Here is a 15,755-nt window from a genome sequence, read left to right on the forward strand (position 1 = left end):
CTTTGGAATCTATGGGGAGGCGGCGCCTCCGTAAGCAGTCCTTCAAGGCTACGCCTCAGAGCCCCCGTTGAGAAGGGCCGGGCCAGAATCGGGCGTGAATCTAGCCGGAGGCGTAACCAAATGACAAAAATGACGGGTGCCAGAAATACCGCTCAGACTCGAGGGCGGCTACCGCTCGACAGCCGGCACGAAGAGCTCGCGCACATCCTCAGCCGTCACCGCCGCGGAGGCGAACTCACCCTCACCGACCACCGCATCGAAGAGCGCCGCCTTCGACTCCTTGAGCTGCATGACCTTCTCCTCAATCGTGCCCTCGGCGACCAGACGGTAGACGTGCACCTCCTTGTCCTGGCCGATGCGGTGAATACGGTCCACCGCCTGCTGCTCGGCGGCGGGGTTCCACCACGGATCCATGATGAAAACGTGATCCGCCTCGGTCAGGTTCAGACCGAAACCGCCAGCCTTGAGCGAAATGAGGAACACCGGCTCCTGACCGCTCGTGAACGCCTCGATGACCTCGGCGCGGTTGCGGGTCGAACCATCCAGGTACAGGTGGCCGATGCCCTCCTCCGCCAGACGCGCCGAAATGCTCTTGAGGTAGCCGGTGAACTGGCTGAACACCAGCACACGGTGGCCCTTCTCGAGCAGATCGGGTAGCTGCTGAACCAGGTAGTCGCGCTTGACCGACGACACCCCGGCGTAGGCTTCCGGATCAATTAGCGCGGCATCAAGCGCCAGACGGCGCAGCAGGGTCAGTGACTGGAAGATCGTGAACCGGTTCTTATCCATATCCTCCAGCAGACCCAGCACCTTCTGGCGTTCACGCTGCAGGTGCGTGTCATAGATGCGGCGGTGACCGGGAGCCAGCGGCAGGTTCACGCGCGTATCGTTCTTCGCCGGAAGCTCCGCCGCCACCAGCTCCTTGGTGCGGCGCAGCATGAGCGGGCGGATGCGCTGGCGCAGACGAGCAGCCGTCGCCGCGGCGTGCGCCGGGTCCTCGCCGGATTCCGCCGGGCGAGCGTACAGGTCACGGAACGCACGGGCGGAGGGGAACAGGCCGTCCGCCACAATCGCCAGTAGCGCCCATAGTTCCATGAGGTTGTTCTCAATGGGCGTGCCGGTCATCGCGATTTTGGTGCGGGCGGGCATTGCACGGGCGATGGACCAGGCGCGGGTGCCGGTATTTTTGACGAATTGCGCCTCGTCCAGCAGGAGCGCACCCCAGCCTTCGGGGGCGGACTGCTCGCCCGTGGAATCGTCAACGGTGCACCCCAGCGTGCGGGCGTAGCCGGTGTAGGCCTCCTCGTCCATGCGTAGCAGCGTGTAGCTGGTCAGCACCAGGTGAGCCCCGGCGATGCGCTCAGCCAGCGGGGTCTTACCGGCGGTGGTTTCGGTGATGGTCACGACCTTAGCCTCGGGCAGGAAGCGTTCCGCCTCCGCCGCCCAGTTGGCGATGACGGAGGTCGGGGCAACCACGAGGAAGGGCGCGAACGGCTCGCCGGGAGCCGCGGTGCTGTGCTCCTCAATCGCGTGGGCGAGCAGGGCGAGAGCCTGCACGGTCTTACCCAGGCCCATATCGTCGGCGAGAATACCGCCCAGACGCTGCTCGTACAGGAAGGACAGCCACTGGAAACCCTCCACCTGGTAGGGGCGTAGGGTCGCCTGCAGACCGGTGGGTACCGGGCGCTGAGCGATAACCCGGCGGGATGCCTTCTGGGGTGCGGGAAAACCCTGAGCGCCCTTGTCAGAGGCCTTTTCAGCGCCCTTTTCGGGGTTCTCTTCGGCGCCCATTTCGGGGCTTTCCTCGGCATCCTCCAGGCCCTCAACCAGCTCCAACAGCGAACGCACCTGAGCATCCCACCGCGCGGTCGTATGCACGCTCGCCGCCAGCGACTCCAGCTCAGAGAACAGCCCCGCCTGGTGACGGTTAATGCGCAGCTCACCGCCCGCATCGTCGAGTTCGCGAGCCTCCGCAATGAGGGTGCGCAGGGTCTTAAACTCGGGTCGACGCAGCGAGAAATAGGTGCCGTTACCGAGCAGAATACGGTCCGCCCCGCGGTCGAGCGCCTCAAAAATCTGTGCGAACGGCACGGTCCAATTATTGACCTTTACCGCAATGCCCAGGCCGAACCAGTCACGAGAATTGCCCTCGCTCACGGTGATTTCAATCAGCGCGTCGGTTGCCTCCACGAACTCCGGTGGGGTGCCGTTAAAACGCACCTGAACAGCGGAAACACGGCGAAGCTTCGGCAGAATCGCGCTGAGCAGCTCGCGGGTTTCCCAGCCTTCGATGCGGCGCTCCTCCAGCCCGGAAAGCGCCGGGTGAGCGGCAAGAATGGCGCGCACCGAACGCAGTACGCGCGCCTCAAAACGCTCATCACGAATCTCGCCGCCCTCTTCACCGGGGTAACCGAAAACCGGCAGGGAGTACACGTCGGAGCCCGCCGCAGGATTCTGTGTGCTCGCCTCCTCTGCACTGTCCTCCGCGAAGGGGTTCAGCGGGTACTCCCAACGCCAGCTCAGCTGTGCGTCGTGGCGTACCTGCTCGTCAAAGCTGATTTCAAGCACCAGATGCGGCGGCTTCACGCGCGGCAGCGCTAGCGCCGGATCGGGGGTCAGCGAGGGAATGGAACGGCTGAGCGCGGGCAGATACTCCTTCTGGAACGTGGCGCGTTCCGCGGCGGGAACGTGCACGGTTCCGGCGCTAATGAGCGATTCGGAGGCGGCATCGAGCGGCTCGACCAGGGGAATGAGCGCCAGCTCCACGCCCTCGGGCAGTTCGGGCACGGCGGGGGAGTAGCGCACCCGTTCACCCTGCGCCGGGTTATTCTGAGCCGGGGCAATCGTCGGTGCGCTATTCTCAGCTTCCTCAGCCGGCGCCTCCTGCGCGTCCTTTTGCACGAAAGATTCGCGGCCCACTTCATCCAGCGCGCCGGGGCGCGCGGTCTTCCAGTGCACCGCCTTTGCCGCCTGTTCGTACTCCTGCTGGGCGAGCCCTCCCAGGGCAAAGAAGCCGGTGCGCGGGGTGCCGATGGGGTGGCAGTGCGCGGCGGGTAGCCAGAGCTGGCGCAGTAGTTCGCCTTCGCGTCCTTCCCAGCTGAGCGCGGCTTGAAGCTGCAGTCCGGCGCCTTCCGCGTGTTTCTCTTCGCTGGCGGCGGCGTGCAGGCGCACCTGTGCGGGGCTCAGCACGGCGTAGTTCACTTCGCGACCGTTGACGAGCAGGGGCAGGCCAATATCCTCCGCGCGGGCTAGTACATCCCAGAGCAGAGTGGAGGCAGAAGCGCTGATTGAGATCCAGTCGCGGTGCGAGGAGTACATGTTCTGCCAGGGGCGGGCAATCGAGTAGAGCTCGGCGAAGAATCGTTCGTGTTCGGGGTAGATTTCGTGCCGCCCGACGGGCCCGCCCACGCTGGAGGCGAAGGTTTCCCAGCTGAGTCCGCCCTTGATCCAGCGCCCGGTTTTGGACGCCATGAGCGGGCGGGCGAGCAGGTTAATGCTGGGGGTTGCGCCGGGCATATTGCGGCCGCGCGCGTAGGAACCGGAGACGCTCAGCGAGAAATCCAGGGCGCCGCTCACGCGCATCGAATCGATGCCCGCAAGGTCCTGACGTGCGGAAAGAATGGAGGAGAGGTCGCGCCGCCATGCCGAGATTTTGGTTGCGGATGCCTCTGCCTGCAGGCTCGGGGAGGCGCCTAGCTCGTTGAGTGCAAAGCTTCCCTGGGGGTTTGCGGGCTCGGCAGTCGCTGCATCGGGCGCGGGCAGTTTCGCCGCGGTGGTGAGCGCACCGGAGGCGCGCAGCGCCGCGAGCGGGTCGGCGGATTTCTTCGCCTCCGCAACGTCCGCGCTCTTTGAATCTGCGGGTCCCTTTGCCTCTGCCGCGTCCTTTGCCGCGGCACCGGGTACGCCGATCGGTCCGGGGTGTTCACTGAGTGCCTTTTTCGCTACGGAGGCGCGGTCGAGCGCGGTGAGCATGAGCGCTACGGCGTGCTTGCAGTCGGTGAGCACGGGGCAGGTGCAGCGGGCGGTGAAGGTTGCGGAGCCGCTGACGGCGGGGAAGAAGCGAATGGTCACTTCGTAGGGGATGATGGTGCTTCCGTTGACGAGCCCGGTGAGGGTTCGCTCGTCTTCGTCGTAGCTGTATCGGATGACTTCGCGGTTGCGCTGGTAGGCGAGGCCGCGCTGGTAGGTGCGGTGCCCGGCCTGGCGAATGATCTGCGGTACGGTGACGGGAATTTCGGGGAAGGGGTTGTTGGCGCTCACCAGCTCATTATCGCGTATTGTGCGGGTATGCGCCTTGTTGCCGGTCATTTGCTGGCGGCTGCCGGGCTGACTGTTGGATTGACTGTCGGGCTGGTTGCCGAGGCGACTATTGAGCGGTGGTTTGGGGTGTATTTCGTATTTGTGGTGGGGGAGTTTTTAACGCATAAAAACACCGGTATTCACATAAGATATTCCGCGCAGTATCAAAAATTCACGCCATTTAAAACGTTTTCACAAGCCAAAATGCTAATAATCTAAATCTCTTTCACAAAAAGCTTTACTTAACTTGAGAAAATGCTGTAAGCTAAACCCAGCTTCAAGAGTTTCGACTGATAAGCTCCGACTATGGTCGAACGCCAACCCCATGTTCACGGGTGGCTCGGATGACGAAGCGGTTTGTATTCACCACCGGAATAACCGGTGGTAATTGGTACAGACAAGAGCAACGCGAAAGGATCGCGCCACTCACGGCGCAGGTTGTCACATGTACAACGGCTCTGCAACCAAAGCAGCAATCTCTCTGAACCCCTCCCGCTCCTACCAGGAAAGCCTGCGTGCCGCAGCTGTCCCCGCGCGAGGCGGATACACCGCAGTCAGCATTGACGACTACTCCCGCATTTCTTCTAAGCGCGACGAGTTCCTGAACTTCCTTCTTCTGCCCAACCCCGAGGGCATCCCCGCTATTGAGTACGCCGGTCTGCGCGTAGCGTAGCATTAGGGGTATGAATTTCTCCGGTATGCTCCTGGACTCCGACGTTCTTGCGGAGATCCGTAAGGCGGATCCAGACCCCGCCGTGGTCGCTTTTCTGCGCCGCCGCTCGTTCCGGCACATGTACATTTCTGTGCTGAGCATTGGCGAGCTGAAGGGCCTGTACCCCTACCCGGAAACTGATCGCTGGATTACCGAACTTCTTGAGCGCTTTGGCGACCACGTTATTAATGTGGATGCGCGCGTGAGCCTCGAGTGGGCGGGCCGTCAGGCGCCGCGCGGCGTGCATGCCGTGGGTCGTGATGATGCCGGTCCGCTGCCTACCGCCGCCCTGGAGGGTCTGATGGCGGCGAGCGCGAGCGCCTATGATTTGGAGCTGATTTCTTCTAAGGCGCAGGTGTACCGCGCCTGGGGTGTTCAGGCTTCCAACCCGTGGACTGAGCAGTAAAACTTCGCCTGATACACGTCCTCGCGTGCGCGTCTGGATGAATACCTGTGTGAATAGTTGTGAGAACCCGCTTTCGAGTGTTAATCGGAGGCGGGTTTCGTCGTTAATTCGTGGCATGATTGAAGGACGATGAAAAGCACCTCACCTATCTCGCGTTATTCCATGCCCATGCCTCTGTGGCTTCAGGGTGTTGTTGAGCTAATTGTTACTGCCCTGTTCTCTGCGCTTGCTGTGTTTGCGGCGATGTCTGCCGTGTGGGCGACCAAGGGTTTTGGCGACATGGAGTTCTCCTCTGTGGCCGCCATGTCGGCGCACCTGTGGCTTCTGATTCACGGTGTTCCTTTGGATCTTGCGGCTGCTTTTGGTGCTTCTGCCGGCACGATGACGCTGGTGCCGCTGGGCTTGAGTATTCTGCCTCTGCTGCTCTGTTACCGTTCGGGTCGTCGCCTGGCGCGCGCCTCGTATGAGGGTGAGTTTTTGATTCCGGTGCTGTCCGGTTCGGTGACTTATGCGCTGATTAGTTCGGCGATGTACGGTTGGGCGAGCCCGCATCCGCAGCCTCTTCAGGCGTTGAATGCTGCCCTGGTGCCTTTGGGTATTGTGGTGGCTGGTCTGATGTGGGGTGGCTACCGTGAGGCGCGTTCGCTCTCGCGCATGGTGGGTGTTGATACTGCGGAGCAGATTTCGCAGATGAGTCAGTATTCGCGTTGGGCGGGTTCGTATGCCTGGGCTGTGGTGCGTGCTGCGGTGGTTGCTTTTGTGGCGCTGGTTGGTCTGGGTGCGGTGCTTTTGGGTATCGGTATTTTGGCGGGCTGGTCGCAGATTGTTGCCACCTACCAGGAGCTGCATGCGGGCGCTGTGGGTGATACTGCGGTGACTCTGTTGCAGCTGGGTTTCTTGCCGAACCTGGTGATTTATGCGATTGCGTGGTCGACCGGTGCCGGTTTCTCCTTTGGTGCGGGTACCTCGGTTGGTTTGACCAGTAGTGATGTTGGTACTTTGCCGATGCTTCCGATTCTGGGTGCTGTGCCCGAGTCAATGGGCACGTTCGGTCTGGTGGGTCTGCTGGTGCCGCTGGGTGCCGGTGCGATTGCTGGCTGGTGGTTCTTGCGTGAGGGTGAGGATCACCTGGATGAGTGGGTTGCCCTGAAGGTTCCGTTCCGCCCGCTGTCTGCGCTGATTTCTGCGGTGGTGCTGGGCATGATGACCGGTATTATGACGTCGTTTGGTGCCCTGTGGCTGGGCTGGATTTCGTACGGCTCTCTGGGTATTGGTCGTTTTACGGAGGTTGGTGCTGAGCCGCTGACTTTTGCGGCGCATACCGCGTTGACGGTGGGCGCCGGCGTGACGTTCGGTATGTTGCTGAGCCGCGCCCTGGTGCCGGATAGCAGCCGTGAGCTGCCTCGTTTTGCGGATGAGCGCCCGAACCTGGGTGAGCGTCTGATGAGTTTTACTGCCTCGACTCGTGAGCGTTTTGCACAGGGCCGTGAGCATTTTGCGGAGCGTCGTGAGCAGCGTGCGCAGGAGCGTGCGGAGCGTATGGAGCGTGAGGCTGAGGAAGCGGCCGCACGTGAAGCCGCTGAGCGTGAAGCTGCAGAGCGTGAGGCTGAGGAAGTCGCCGCTCGTGAGGCTACAGAGCGTGAAGCAGCTGAGCGCGAGGCGGAAGAGACGGCACGCGCGGAGGCTTCCGAGAACGTTGTTGAGGCCGAGCTGTCTGTAGCATCTGAGCAGTCTGTTGTATCTGAGGTAGCGACCGGTCATGTTCCGGTGCATCCGCAGGAGCCTGTGGTTGCCGTCCCCGTGGAAGCGACTGAGCAACTGGCGCAGCGTGCGGCGGCGGACGCTTTCGCAGACATCGTTGAAGAGCGTGGAGAGGCTGCTGAAGAGCCCGCCTCCGAAGAGGCTACTGCTGAGGAGAGCCCCGCTGAGGAGTACGAGCCGATTGAGGCCGTTCAGCAGGTCGATTACCTGCACTCTGCTCACGCTGACTCTGCACATGCTGAGGATTACGAGAGCATTGAAGCATCTGTTGAGCCTGCCTCCAACGAGTACACTGCTGACGAACACGGCACCTATGACCCCGCCGTGTACGCTCACGACCCCTCCGAGGAGGAGACTCGCGAGCTGATCCAGGAGCCTGTCTACGAGGCTGCCGAACCTGTAGCGGCTGAGCGTGAGAACGCTGTTGAAGAGCCCGCAGAGCAAGCGCCGCGTTCGAAGGGCCGCGCGAGCCGCATTATGGCGTACTTCGGTTTTGGTCTTGAGCAGCCCGCTGCAGCGCAAGGTGCGGAGCCGACTGAGGGTTCCCACGCTGAACCCGCCCCGCAGGATTCCGCTCAGGACCGCGCGCTTGAGCGTGCGCAGAAGCGCGAGGCGAAGAAGGCGGCTAAGGAGGCACGCAAGAAGCAGAAGAACGACCTAGAGCGTGATTTTGTGGATCGTGAGCTGGATGTCCTCTCTGCCGATCAGGCGATGAGCCGCATCTTTGAGGTTCGTAGCCAGACCGGCATTCTGCCGCTGGTGACCGATGAGGCGTCTACCGTGGAGCTGCCCCCGCTGGATGTCAGCTCCTCGAAGTCCCATGGCTCTAATGCGCAGGGTTCTAACGCCCGCAAGAAGAACTAGCGCGCAGAACCCCTAACGAGCTGCAGAAGAGCTAGAGCTGGACGTGCCGGTGAGCTTGTCCATCGTGCCCTGGAACTTCTGGTCGCAGCTGTACATGTCGGTCTGGGTCAGCGCGGCGGCGCGGCACTCGCGGTACTCCTGCGCGCCGGGCATGAGGGCAAGACCGACGCCGCCCAGCAGGGTCATTGCGCCGTAGATGATGCTGACGCCCGCGGCAATGTAGAAGAACCAGGGGCCGCGGTAGACCGCGGTGCGCACGATCGCAATAATGCTCAGGGTAATGCCGGCGAGCGCGAAGATGAAGAGCGCCAAGAAAAGCGGCATCGTGGAGAGTACGAAGGAAGACGCCGCAAAAATCACCAGCGCGGCAACAATCAGCATGAGTGAGGTGCGAATATTCGCTTTCTGCTGTTCGATGGGGTCGATGGGCTTGCTCGGCTTCTTGCCATGAGGTCCTCGAGGCTGCGGCATCATGTTCTGAGGTGCCTGCTGCGGCGCTCGCGGCGGAACCTGCTGGTTCTGCGGTGCACCGTTGTTCGGGGTGGGCTGCTGCGGTGCGTTGTTCGGTGCGTTGTTTGGAGTGTTCTGCGGGGGAGTAGACATACCTATAAGGGTACCGTCCCGTGCGCCCGCGACCTATTGAGTATGCGGCCTATTGAGTTCGCGACCTGTTGAGTTTGCGTCCAGTAAACCCCGGTGAACCCCCATAAACCCCCATAAACCCCCATGAACTCCAGTGAACCCCGGTGAGGATTTGTCCCGCCGGGGTTTCTTTGTGCTTACCTTTGGGCTTTGGGCCTGTTGTGAACCTCTTACCCCTTTGGATAAGGGTGTGAGATGGGTTATGCTAGTCGGGTGCGAATTGTGGTTATGGTATCCGGCTCCGGAACGAATCTTCAGTCCATCCTCGACGCTGTAGCAGCGGGCGAGCTTCCCCTCGACATTGCGGCAGTGGGCGCCGACAAGCCCTGTCTGGGTATTGAACGTGCCCAGGCGGCGGGTGTACCCACCTTCCTGGTTCAGCCCGGCGACTACGCCGACCGCCCCTCCTGGGACCGCGCGCTGGAAGAAAAGATCGCTTCCTACGACCCCGATTACATTGTGTTCGCCGGCTTCATGCGCATTGTTGACGCGCAGCTGGTCGAGCGTTTCAGTAGCCGCATCATCAACACCCACCCCGCCCTGCTGCCCTCCTTCCCGGGTGCGCACGGCGTGCGTGACGCCCTGGCGCACGGTGTGAAGATTACCGGCCTGACCGTCCACTTTGTGGATGCGGGCGTTGACACCGGCCCCATCCTCGCCCAGGCGGCAGTGCCCGTTCTGGACGACGATACCGAAGAGACCCTGCACGAACGCATTAAGGTGCAGGAGCGCCGCCTGCTCGTGCAGACCATCGCATCTCTCGCTGAATCCCACGGTGCTGTATCTGACGGCGCTGAATCCCGCGGCACTGCATCTGACAGCTAATTCCGCCCACTAAATTTTTCGCGGCGGAATGAGCCGAGCTCAAACCCCGCCGCCCATACACGTTCCGTTGTGCCCATTTGACGCGCTCACCTTAGCGTCACGCACAGCGGCGGGGAATACCCCCACACATATCCTGTCTATCCGGGCAGGCTACGTCCATCCACCAGCTGTGCCGCCGAGAACCGGCGTGCACGTCTAAAGCATCGGAGTATTTGTGTCTCTCATTGAGCTCGATCGCGTGCCCCTGCGCCGCGCCCTCATTTCCGTCTACGACAAGACCGGTCTGGAGGAGTTCGCCCGCGGCCTGCACGAGGCTGGCGTCGCGCTGGTCTCCACCGGCTCCACCGCATCCACCATCGCGGCAGCAGGCGTACCCGTCACCGAGGTCACCGAAGTGACCGGTTTCCCCGAGTGCCTCGAGGGCCGCGTGAAGACCCTGCACCCGCGCATCCACGCCGGTATTCTGGCGGACCGCCGCAAGCAGGAGCACATCGACACCCTTGAAGAGCTGGACGTTGAGGCGTTCGACCTGGTGGTTGTGAACCTGTACCCCTTCGTTGAGACCGTTGCCTCCGGCGCCGATCAGGACGCCATCATCGAGAAGATCGATATTGGTGGCCCCTCCATGGTTCGCGCTGCCGCGAAGAACCACGATGCCGTCGCTATTGTTGTAGACCCTGCCGACTACGCGCGCACCGTTGAGGCCGCTAAGAACGGTGGCTTCTCCCTGAACGAGCGCCGCCGCCTTGCCGCTGGCGCTTTCGCCCACACCGCCGCATACGACACCGCTGTGGCAACCTGGACCGCATCCCAGTTCCTGCAGGATGAGGATGCTAACTTCTGGCCCCCGTACGCTGGCCTGGGCTTTGAGCGCAGCGAGACCCTGCGTTACGGCGAGAACCCGCACCAGCGTGCCGCCCTGTACGTTGACCCCGCCGCTGCCCCCGGCATTGCTCAGGCGGAGCAGGTGCACGGTAAGGCGATGAGCTACAACAATTACGTTGATGCTGACGCCGCTCTGCGTGCCGCTTACGACTTCGACGAGCCGGCTGTTGCCGTTATCAAGCACAACAACCCCTGCGGTATTGCTGTGGCAACCTCCGGCGCGGCTGACCCGATTGCGGACGCTCACGCGAAGGCGCACGCATGCGACCCGCTGTCCGCATACGGTGGCGTGATTGCCGCTAACCGCCCGGTGACCGCCGCTATGGCTCAGACCGTCAAGGGCATCTTCACCGAGGTTGTCGTGGCTCCCGGCTTCGAGCCCGAGGCGCTGGAGATCCTGCGCGAGAAGAAGAACCTGCGCCTGCTGGTTCTGCCCGAGAACTTCGCCCGTGAGGCTATCGAGTACCGCCCCATTTCCGGTGGCGCACTCTTCCAGGAGGCTGACCGCCTGCAGGCTGAGGGTGACGACCCGAAGAACTGGACCCTGGTCGCCGGTGAGGCAGCTGACGAGGCAACCCTGCGCGACCTCGAGTTCGCCTGGCGTGCACTGCGTTCGCCCAAGTCCAACGCTATTCTGCTTGCCGATAACGGTGCCGCAGTGGGCATCGGCATGGGCCAGGTGAACCGCGTGGACTCCTGCAAGCTCTCGGTGGAGCGCGCGAACACCCTCGGCGGTGAAGGTAACGAGCGTGCCCGCGGTGCGGTTGCCGCATCCGACGCGTTCTTCCCCTTCGCTGACGGCCTGCAGGTTCTGCTGGACGCCGGCGTGCGTGCCGTCGTGCACCCGGGCGGTTCGATCCGCGACGAGGAAGTTATCGAGGCGGCTAAGGCTGCTGGCGTGACCATGTACCTGACCGGTACCCGCCACTTCTTCCACTAAACATGTGTAGCGGGCTCAGTACGCGCTGAGCTACCTGCTGTGAGCGGGGCATCCTGGGGTAAACCCGGGGTGCCCTGCTTTTATACCGGGTGCCCGTGCATCCGTATTGTGGGCACTCATATTTATAGAATTTTTGCTCTATTTTGCGCCGGATTTGCGCATGAGGGCGCGTCAACGGCGACCAGGATGCGCACGGATTGGCTAAAAGTTCGCTAGGATTAGGTTGTGCCTAAAGTCAGCGAAGAATACAAAAAGAACAGGCGTTCTCAGATTGTAGAGACCGCCCGCGAATGCTTCATCAAGCACGGTTATCAGAAGGCTTCGATGAGCGATATTATTGCGGCCACCGGCCTGTCTGCTGGAGCGATTTATAACCACTTCTCCTCTAAGGATGAGATCATCCTGGCGGCAGCCCGCATGGACATGGCGCCCTTCGACCGCATCCGCGCCGAACAGCCCTGGGACTACGTGTTCGGGTGCCTGAAGGTGCTGGACACCCCCAAGATTCGCCGTCACCTGCTCGTCACCTGGGGCGAGGCCGTGGCAATGCCGCAGCTGGCGACCGTGGTGTCTGAGCAGCTGAGCTACCTGCGCGATCAGTCCCTGGAACGCTACCGCGCCTGGGGTGCAGCTGAGCTGGACTTCACCGAAGAGGAGCTTGAAGAGTGGCTGACCGTTATCGGTGCCGCGGTGCTGTCGGTGCTGACCGGTTACGTGGTGCAGACCCAGCTGGTGGCTGGCGGTAAGAAGGAGAGCGCTCGTGAGGCGTACCTGGAGTATGCTTCCGCTATCCTGCGTCAGGCGTAGGGTGTGTAGACCCGCTTAACGGCCGCCGATAAGCCTGCCGGGGTGTGTTGTGCGCCCCTCGCCGGTGTTGCGCCGACGCCGTAAAAACTTCATCGTGATGCTTTGTAAAGCCCGTTTTCCTTCTCGAAGGAAAGCGGGCTTTACGGTATTATGAGGTGTAGCTCATATTTTTTCATTCAGGGTTTTCAACTGGATGCGCCCGCCGCCTCCTGAAGATCGCCCGGCGCATGCCGCGGCAACCCCGATGATGAGCGACCGAAGATAACGCAAAAACACTCCCAGGAGCGTAATGTCCGAGCAGAAGATCCTCGAGATGCCCCTCGCCGACCTCGACCCCGAGGTTGCAGAAGCCATTGAGCTGGAGCGCAAGCGCCAGCAGAACACCCTCGAGATGATTGCATCCGAGAACTTCGTCCCCCGTGCCGTCCTCGAAAGCCAGGGCTCGGTACTGACCAACAAGTACGCTGAGGGTTACCCCGGCCGCCGCTACTACGGCGGCTGCGAATTCGTTGACATCGTTGAGTCCCTCGCTATTTCCCGCGTGAAGGAACTCTTCGGCGCTGAGCACGCCAACGTTCAGCCCCACTCCGGTGCGCAGGCAAACAACGCCGTTATGCACGCGCTGCTGAACCCCGGCGACACCATCATGGGTCTGTCCCTGGCACACGGTGGCCACCTGACCCACGGCATGAAGCTGAACGTCTCCGGCAAGCTGTACAACGTTGTCGCCTACAGCGTGGACGAGAACGGCTACGTTGACATGGAGCAGGTGCGCGAGCTGGCCCTGGCCGAGCGCCCCAAGCTGATTATCGCCGGCTGGTCCGCGTACCCCCGCCAGCTGGACTTCGCAGCGTTCCGCGCGATTGCTGACGAAATCGGCGCGTACCTGTGGGTGGACATGGCTCACTTCGCGGGCCTGGTGGCTGCGGGTCTTCACCCGAACCCCGTCCCGCACGCACACGTGGTCTCCTCCACCGTGCACAAGACCCTGGGCGGCCCCCGCTCCGGCTTCATCCTCTGCACCGAGGAGCTGAAGAAGAAGATTGACTCCGCAGTGTTCCCCGGCCAGCAGGGCGGCCCGCTCATGCACGTGATCGCTGCGAAGGCTACCGCGTTCAAGGTTGCCGCATCTGATGCGTTCAAGGACCGCCAGAAGCGCACCGTTGAGGGCGCACAGATCCTGGCGAACCGCCTGCTACAGCAGGACATGAAGGACGCCGGCGTGTCGATCGCTTCCGGCGGTACCGACGTTCACCTGGTGCTTGTTGACCTGCGCAACCACGCCCTCAACGGCAAGGAAGCAGAAGACCTGCTGCACGATGCCGGTATTACTGTCAACCGTAACGCCGTGCCGAACGACCCGCGCCCGCCGATGGTGACCTCCGGTCTGCGTATCGGTACCCCCGCTCTGGCGACCCGCGGCTTCGATGCTGAGGGCTTCACCGAGGTAGCCGATATTATCGCTTCCGTGTTGCTGCCGAACCCGGACATCGCTGCGCTGCGTGCCCGCGTTGAGGCACTGTGCGCCAAGTACCCCCTCTACCAGGGCAGCGAGAACTGGTAGACCCATGAATGACCCCGTTCGCTCAACATTCCCTGTGGGTGCTGAGCGGGCGGGGTTATTTCGCCCTCTTACTTTTTGCCGCCCTGCCCGCTACATCCGTCGAGGGAGGTAGCGGGGGAGTGGCGCCCCTAGGCACACACCCTAGAACTCAACACACAGACCATCCGTTTCGGCGAACCCGCCGCAATCTATGGAAGGAAAAACAATGCCCCAGATTCTAGACGGTAACGCAACCGCCGCAGCCATCAAGGAAGAGCTGAAGGAGCGCGTCGAGGCGCTCAAGGCTAAGGGTATTACCCCCGGCCTGGGTACCGTGCTGGTCGGTGACGACCCCGCATCCCGCTCGTACGTGGGCGCAAAGCACCGCGACTGCGCAGAGATCGGTATTAACTCCATCCGTGTGGACCTGCCCGGTGACATCACTCAGGAAGAGCTCGACGCAGAGATCGACAAGCTGAACAACGACCCGGCGTGCACCAGCTACATTGTGCAGCTGCCCCTGCCCAAGCACCTGGACACCAACCGCGTGCTGGAGCGCATCGCCCCCGAGAAGGACGCTGACGGCCTGCACCCGACCAACCTCGGCAAGCTCGTGCTGAACGTTTCTGAGCCGCTGGATTCCCCGCTGCCCTGCACCCCCAACGGTGTCATTGAGCTGGTGAAGCGCCACGGCATCGACTGGAACGGTAAGAACGTTGTGGTGCTCGGCCGCGGCATTACCGTGGGCCGCCCGCTGGGTCTGCTGCTGACCCGCCGCGAGGTGAACGCGACCGCAACCCTGGCGCACACCGGTACCGAGAACCTGGACGAGGTGCTGCGCGAGGCTGACGTCATTGTTGCCGCTGTGGGTGTTCCTCACGTGCTGAAGGCTCACCAGGTCAAGGACGGCGCAATCCTGCTGGACGTTGGTGTTTCCCGCGCTGAGGACCCGGAAACCGGCAAGAAGAAGCTCTTCGGCGATGTCTCCCCGGAGGCTGCGCAGAAGGCATCCTGGGTTTCCCCGAACCCCGGCGGTGTGGGCCCGATGACCCGCGCGGAGCTGCTGGTGAACGTGGTTGAGACCGCGGAGCGTCAGGCGGCGTAAGGCCCGCAGCATTTTAGAGCTGAAATATTTCAGAGCTGATAACTCAAAAAGGGCGGTGCCCCGGTAGAACAATCTACCGGGGCACCGCCCTTCACACTGTCATCACAATCGAAAAGGCAGGTGCTAGAGAATCATCTCGTAGAAGTAGGCATCGGCAAGGTACAGGGTCTCTGCGTACTCTACGGGACTACCTTCTTCGGTGTAGCCGGTCGCGCAGACCTTGAACGCCGCCTCGCCCACGGGCACCTGCTGGTTGAACGCCTCGGCGTCGGCGTCGGTGAAGAGCGCCGCGCTGGTGCGTACGCGGGCGTGCTTAATGGCGTTGGGGGTGTCGGCAAGCTGGTCTAGCGAGCTCATCGCACCGGACATCTCCGCCATCATGGCGTCCAGGATGCTACTTGCGGCGGCCTTGACAAAGTAGGAACGCTCAAAGCCGATGACTTCGTGGTCGGCAAGACGCAGGCGGCGCACGAACAGCACCTGCTCGCCCACCGGCACGGATAGGTGGGTGGAGATCTCTTCGGTGGCGTCCACCCAGCGGGTCGCAATCATGCGGGTGGAGCCCTCAAAACCGCGGCGGCGCATATCGTCAACGAAGGTGTCCACGCGCGGAATGTAGGTGGCGTCGCTACGCTCGGCAACGTAGGTGCCGGAGCCCTGCACGTTGTAGAGCAGGCCGCGTTCAATCAGAACCTTCAGGGCGCTACGAACCGTCTGGCGGCTCACCCCAAAGTTCTGCTGAATCATGCGTTCGGTGGGCAGCTTATCGCCGGGCTTGCCGGGAATAATGTAGCGCTGCTCAATGTAGTGGATGACCTGCTCGTACTTCGGGCCGGGAATCGGGGGTAGCTCGTAGCGGCTCTCAGCGTTGTGAGCGGTACTTTCGGATGCGGTGGTGCCCGCAGAATGTGAGGGGGCACCGTGGTCGGTGGTCTGTGAGGAGTGTGAATTCATCACCCAATAGTT

The 15,755-nt window shown here is 62.3% G+C and carries 12 protein-coding genes and 1 riboswitch; of the genes, 9 read left to right on the plus strand and 3 right to left on the minus strand.

The window, feature by feature from the left end:
• Positions 1-168: 168 nt before the first annotated feature.
• On the minus strand, positions 169-4,308 hold the full coding sequence (locus O3649_RS06145; RefSeq protein WP_371573320.1) for an SNF2-related protein: 4,140 nt from the start codon (positions 4,306-4,308) through the stop codon (positions 169-171).
• Here O3649_RS06145 and O3649_RS06150 point away from each other — a divergent pair.
• The 4 genes from O3649_RS06150 (at position 4,288) to O3649_RS06165 (ending at position 8,042) form a co-directional block, all read left to right on the plus strand.
• Positions 4,288-4,518: a hypothetical protein gene (locus tag O3649_RS06150; protein ID WP_102033977.1), complete on the plus strand. Its 231-nt coding sequence runs from the start codon at positions 4,288-4,290 to the stop codon at positions 4,516-4,518. The two genes, O3649_RS06145 and O3649_RS06150, sit on opposite strands and share 21 nt — an antisense overlap.
• A 56-nt stretch (positions 4,519-4,574) precedes the next feature.
• Positions 4,575-4,709: riboswitch (SAM riboswitch) on the plus strand.
• 35 nt (positions 4,710-4,744) lie between these two features.
• Positions 4,745-4,972 (plus strand): nuclease PIN, encoded by a 228-nt coding sequence (locus tag O3649_RS06155; protein WP_070634187.1) that lies wholly within the window; start codon positions 4,745-4,747, stop codon positions 4,970-4,972.
• Positions 4,973-4,982: 10 nt separating this feature from the next.
• Positions 4,983-5,417, plus strand: a complete 435-nt coding sequence (locus O3649_RS06160; RefSeq protein WP_070507908.1) for a plasmid stabilization protein — start codon at positions 4,983-4,985, stop codon at positions 5,415-5,417.
• Between the two features lie 129 nt (positions 5,418-5,546).
• A complete protein-coding gene (locus O3649_RS06165) occupies positions 5,547-8,042 on the plus strand; it encodes a DUF6350 family protein (RefSeq protein WP_371573322.1) in 2,496 nt (831 codons plus the stop codon).
• Between the two features lie 12 nt (positions 8,043-8,054).
• Here the strand turns inward: O3649_RS06165 and O3649_RS06170 are convergent, their stop codons facing one another.
• A complete protein-coding gene (locus O3649_RS06170) occupies positions 8,055-8,645 on the minus strand; it encodes a 4-hydroxyphenylpyruvate dioxygenase (RefSeq protein WP_371573324.1) in 591 nt (196 codons plus the stop codon).
• 267 nt (positions 8,646-8,912) lie between these two features.
• On the opposite strand from O3649_RS06170, the gene purN reads away from it, so the two are divergent.
• The 5 genes from purN (at position 8,913) to O3649_RS06195 (ending at position 14,789) form a co-directional block, all read left to right on the plus strand.
• Entirely contained in the window at positions 8,913-9,509 is a 597-nt protein-coding gene (gene purN / locus O3649_RS06175) for a phosphoribosylglycinamide formyltransferase (RefSeq protein WP_371573418.1), read from the plus strand.
• A gap of 214 nt (positions 9,510-9,723) precedes the next feature.
• Positions 9,724-11,334, plus strand: a complete 1,611-nt coding sequence (gene purH / locus O3649_RS06180) for a bifunctional phosphoribosylaminoimidazolecarboxamide formyltransferase/IMP cyclohydrolase (RefSeq protein ID WP_371573326.1) — start codon at positions 9,724-9,726, stop codon at positions 11,332-11,334.
• Positions 11,335-11,559: 225 nt separating this feature from the next.
• Entirely contained in the window at positions 11,560-12,141 is a 582-nt protein-coding gene (locus tag O3649_RS06185; RefSeq protein ID WP_005506809.1) for a TetR/AcrR family transcriptional regulator, read from the plus strand.
• A 289-nt stretch (positions 12,142-12,430) separates the two neighbouring features.
• Positions 12,431-13,705 carry a serine hydroxymethyltransferase gene (gene glyA, locus O3649_RS06190; RefSeq protein ID WP_304268794.1) on the plus strand — a complete coding sequence of 425 codons (1,275 nt, stop codon included), beginning with the start codon at positions 12,431-12,433 and terminating at the stop codon, positions 13,703-13,705.
• Between the two features lie 205 nt (positions 13,706-13,910).
• Entirely contained in the window at positions 13,911-14,789 is an 879-nt protein-coding gene (locus O3649_RS06195) for a bifunctional methylenetetrahydrofolate dehydrogenase/methenyltetrahydrofolate cyclohydrolase (protein ID WP_005508973.1), read from the plus strand.
• Between the two features lie 123 nt (positions 14,790-14,912).
• On the opposite strand, the gene O3649_RS06200 is transcribed toward O3649_RS06195, so the two are convergent.
• Positions 14,913-15,746 (minus strand): GntR family transcriptional regulator, encoded by an 834-nt coding sequence (locus tag O3649_RS06200; RefSeq protein WP_049327895.1) that lies wholly within the window; start codon positions 15,744-15,746, stop codon positions 14,913-14,915.
• Positions 15,747-15,755 lie beyond the last annotated feature (9 nt).

This window comes from Rothia sp. 27098_8_29 (assembly GCF_041432785.1).
GTDB classification, from domain to species: Bacteria; Actinomycetota; Actinomycetes; order Actinomycetales; family Micrococcaceae; genus Rothia; species Rothia mucilaginosa.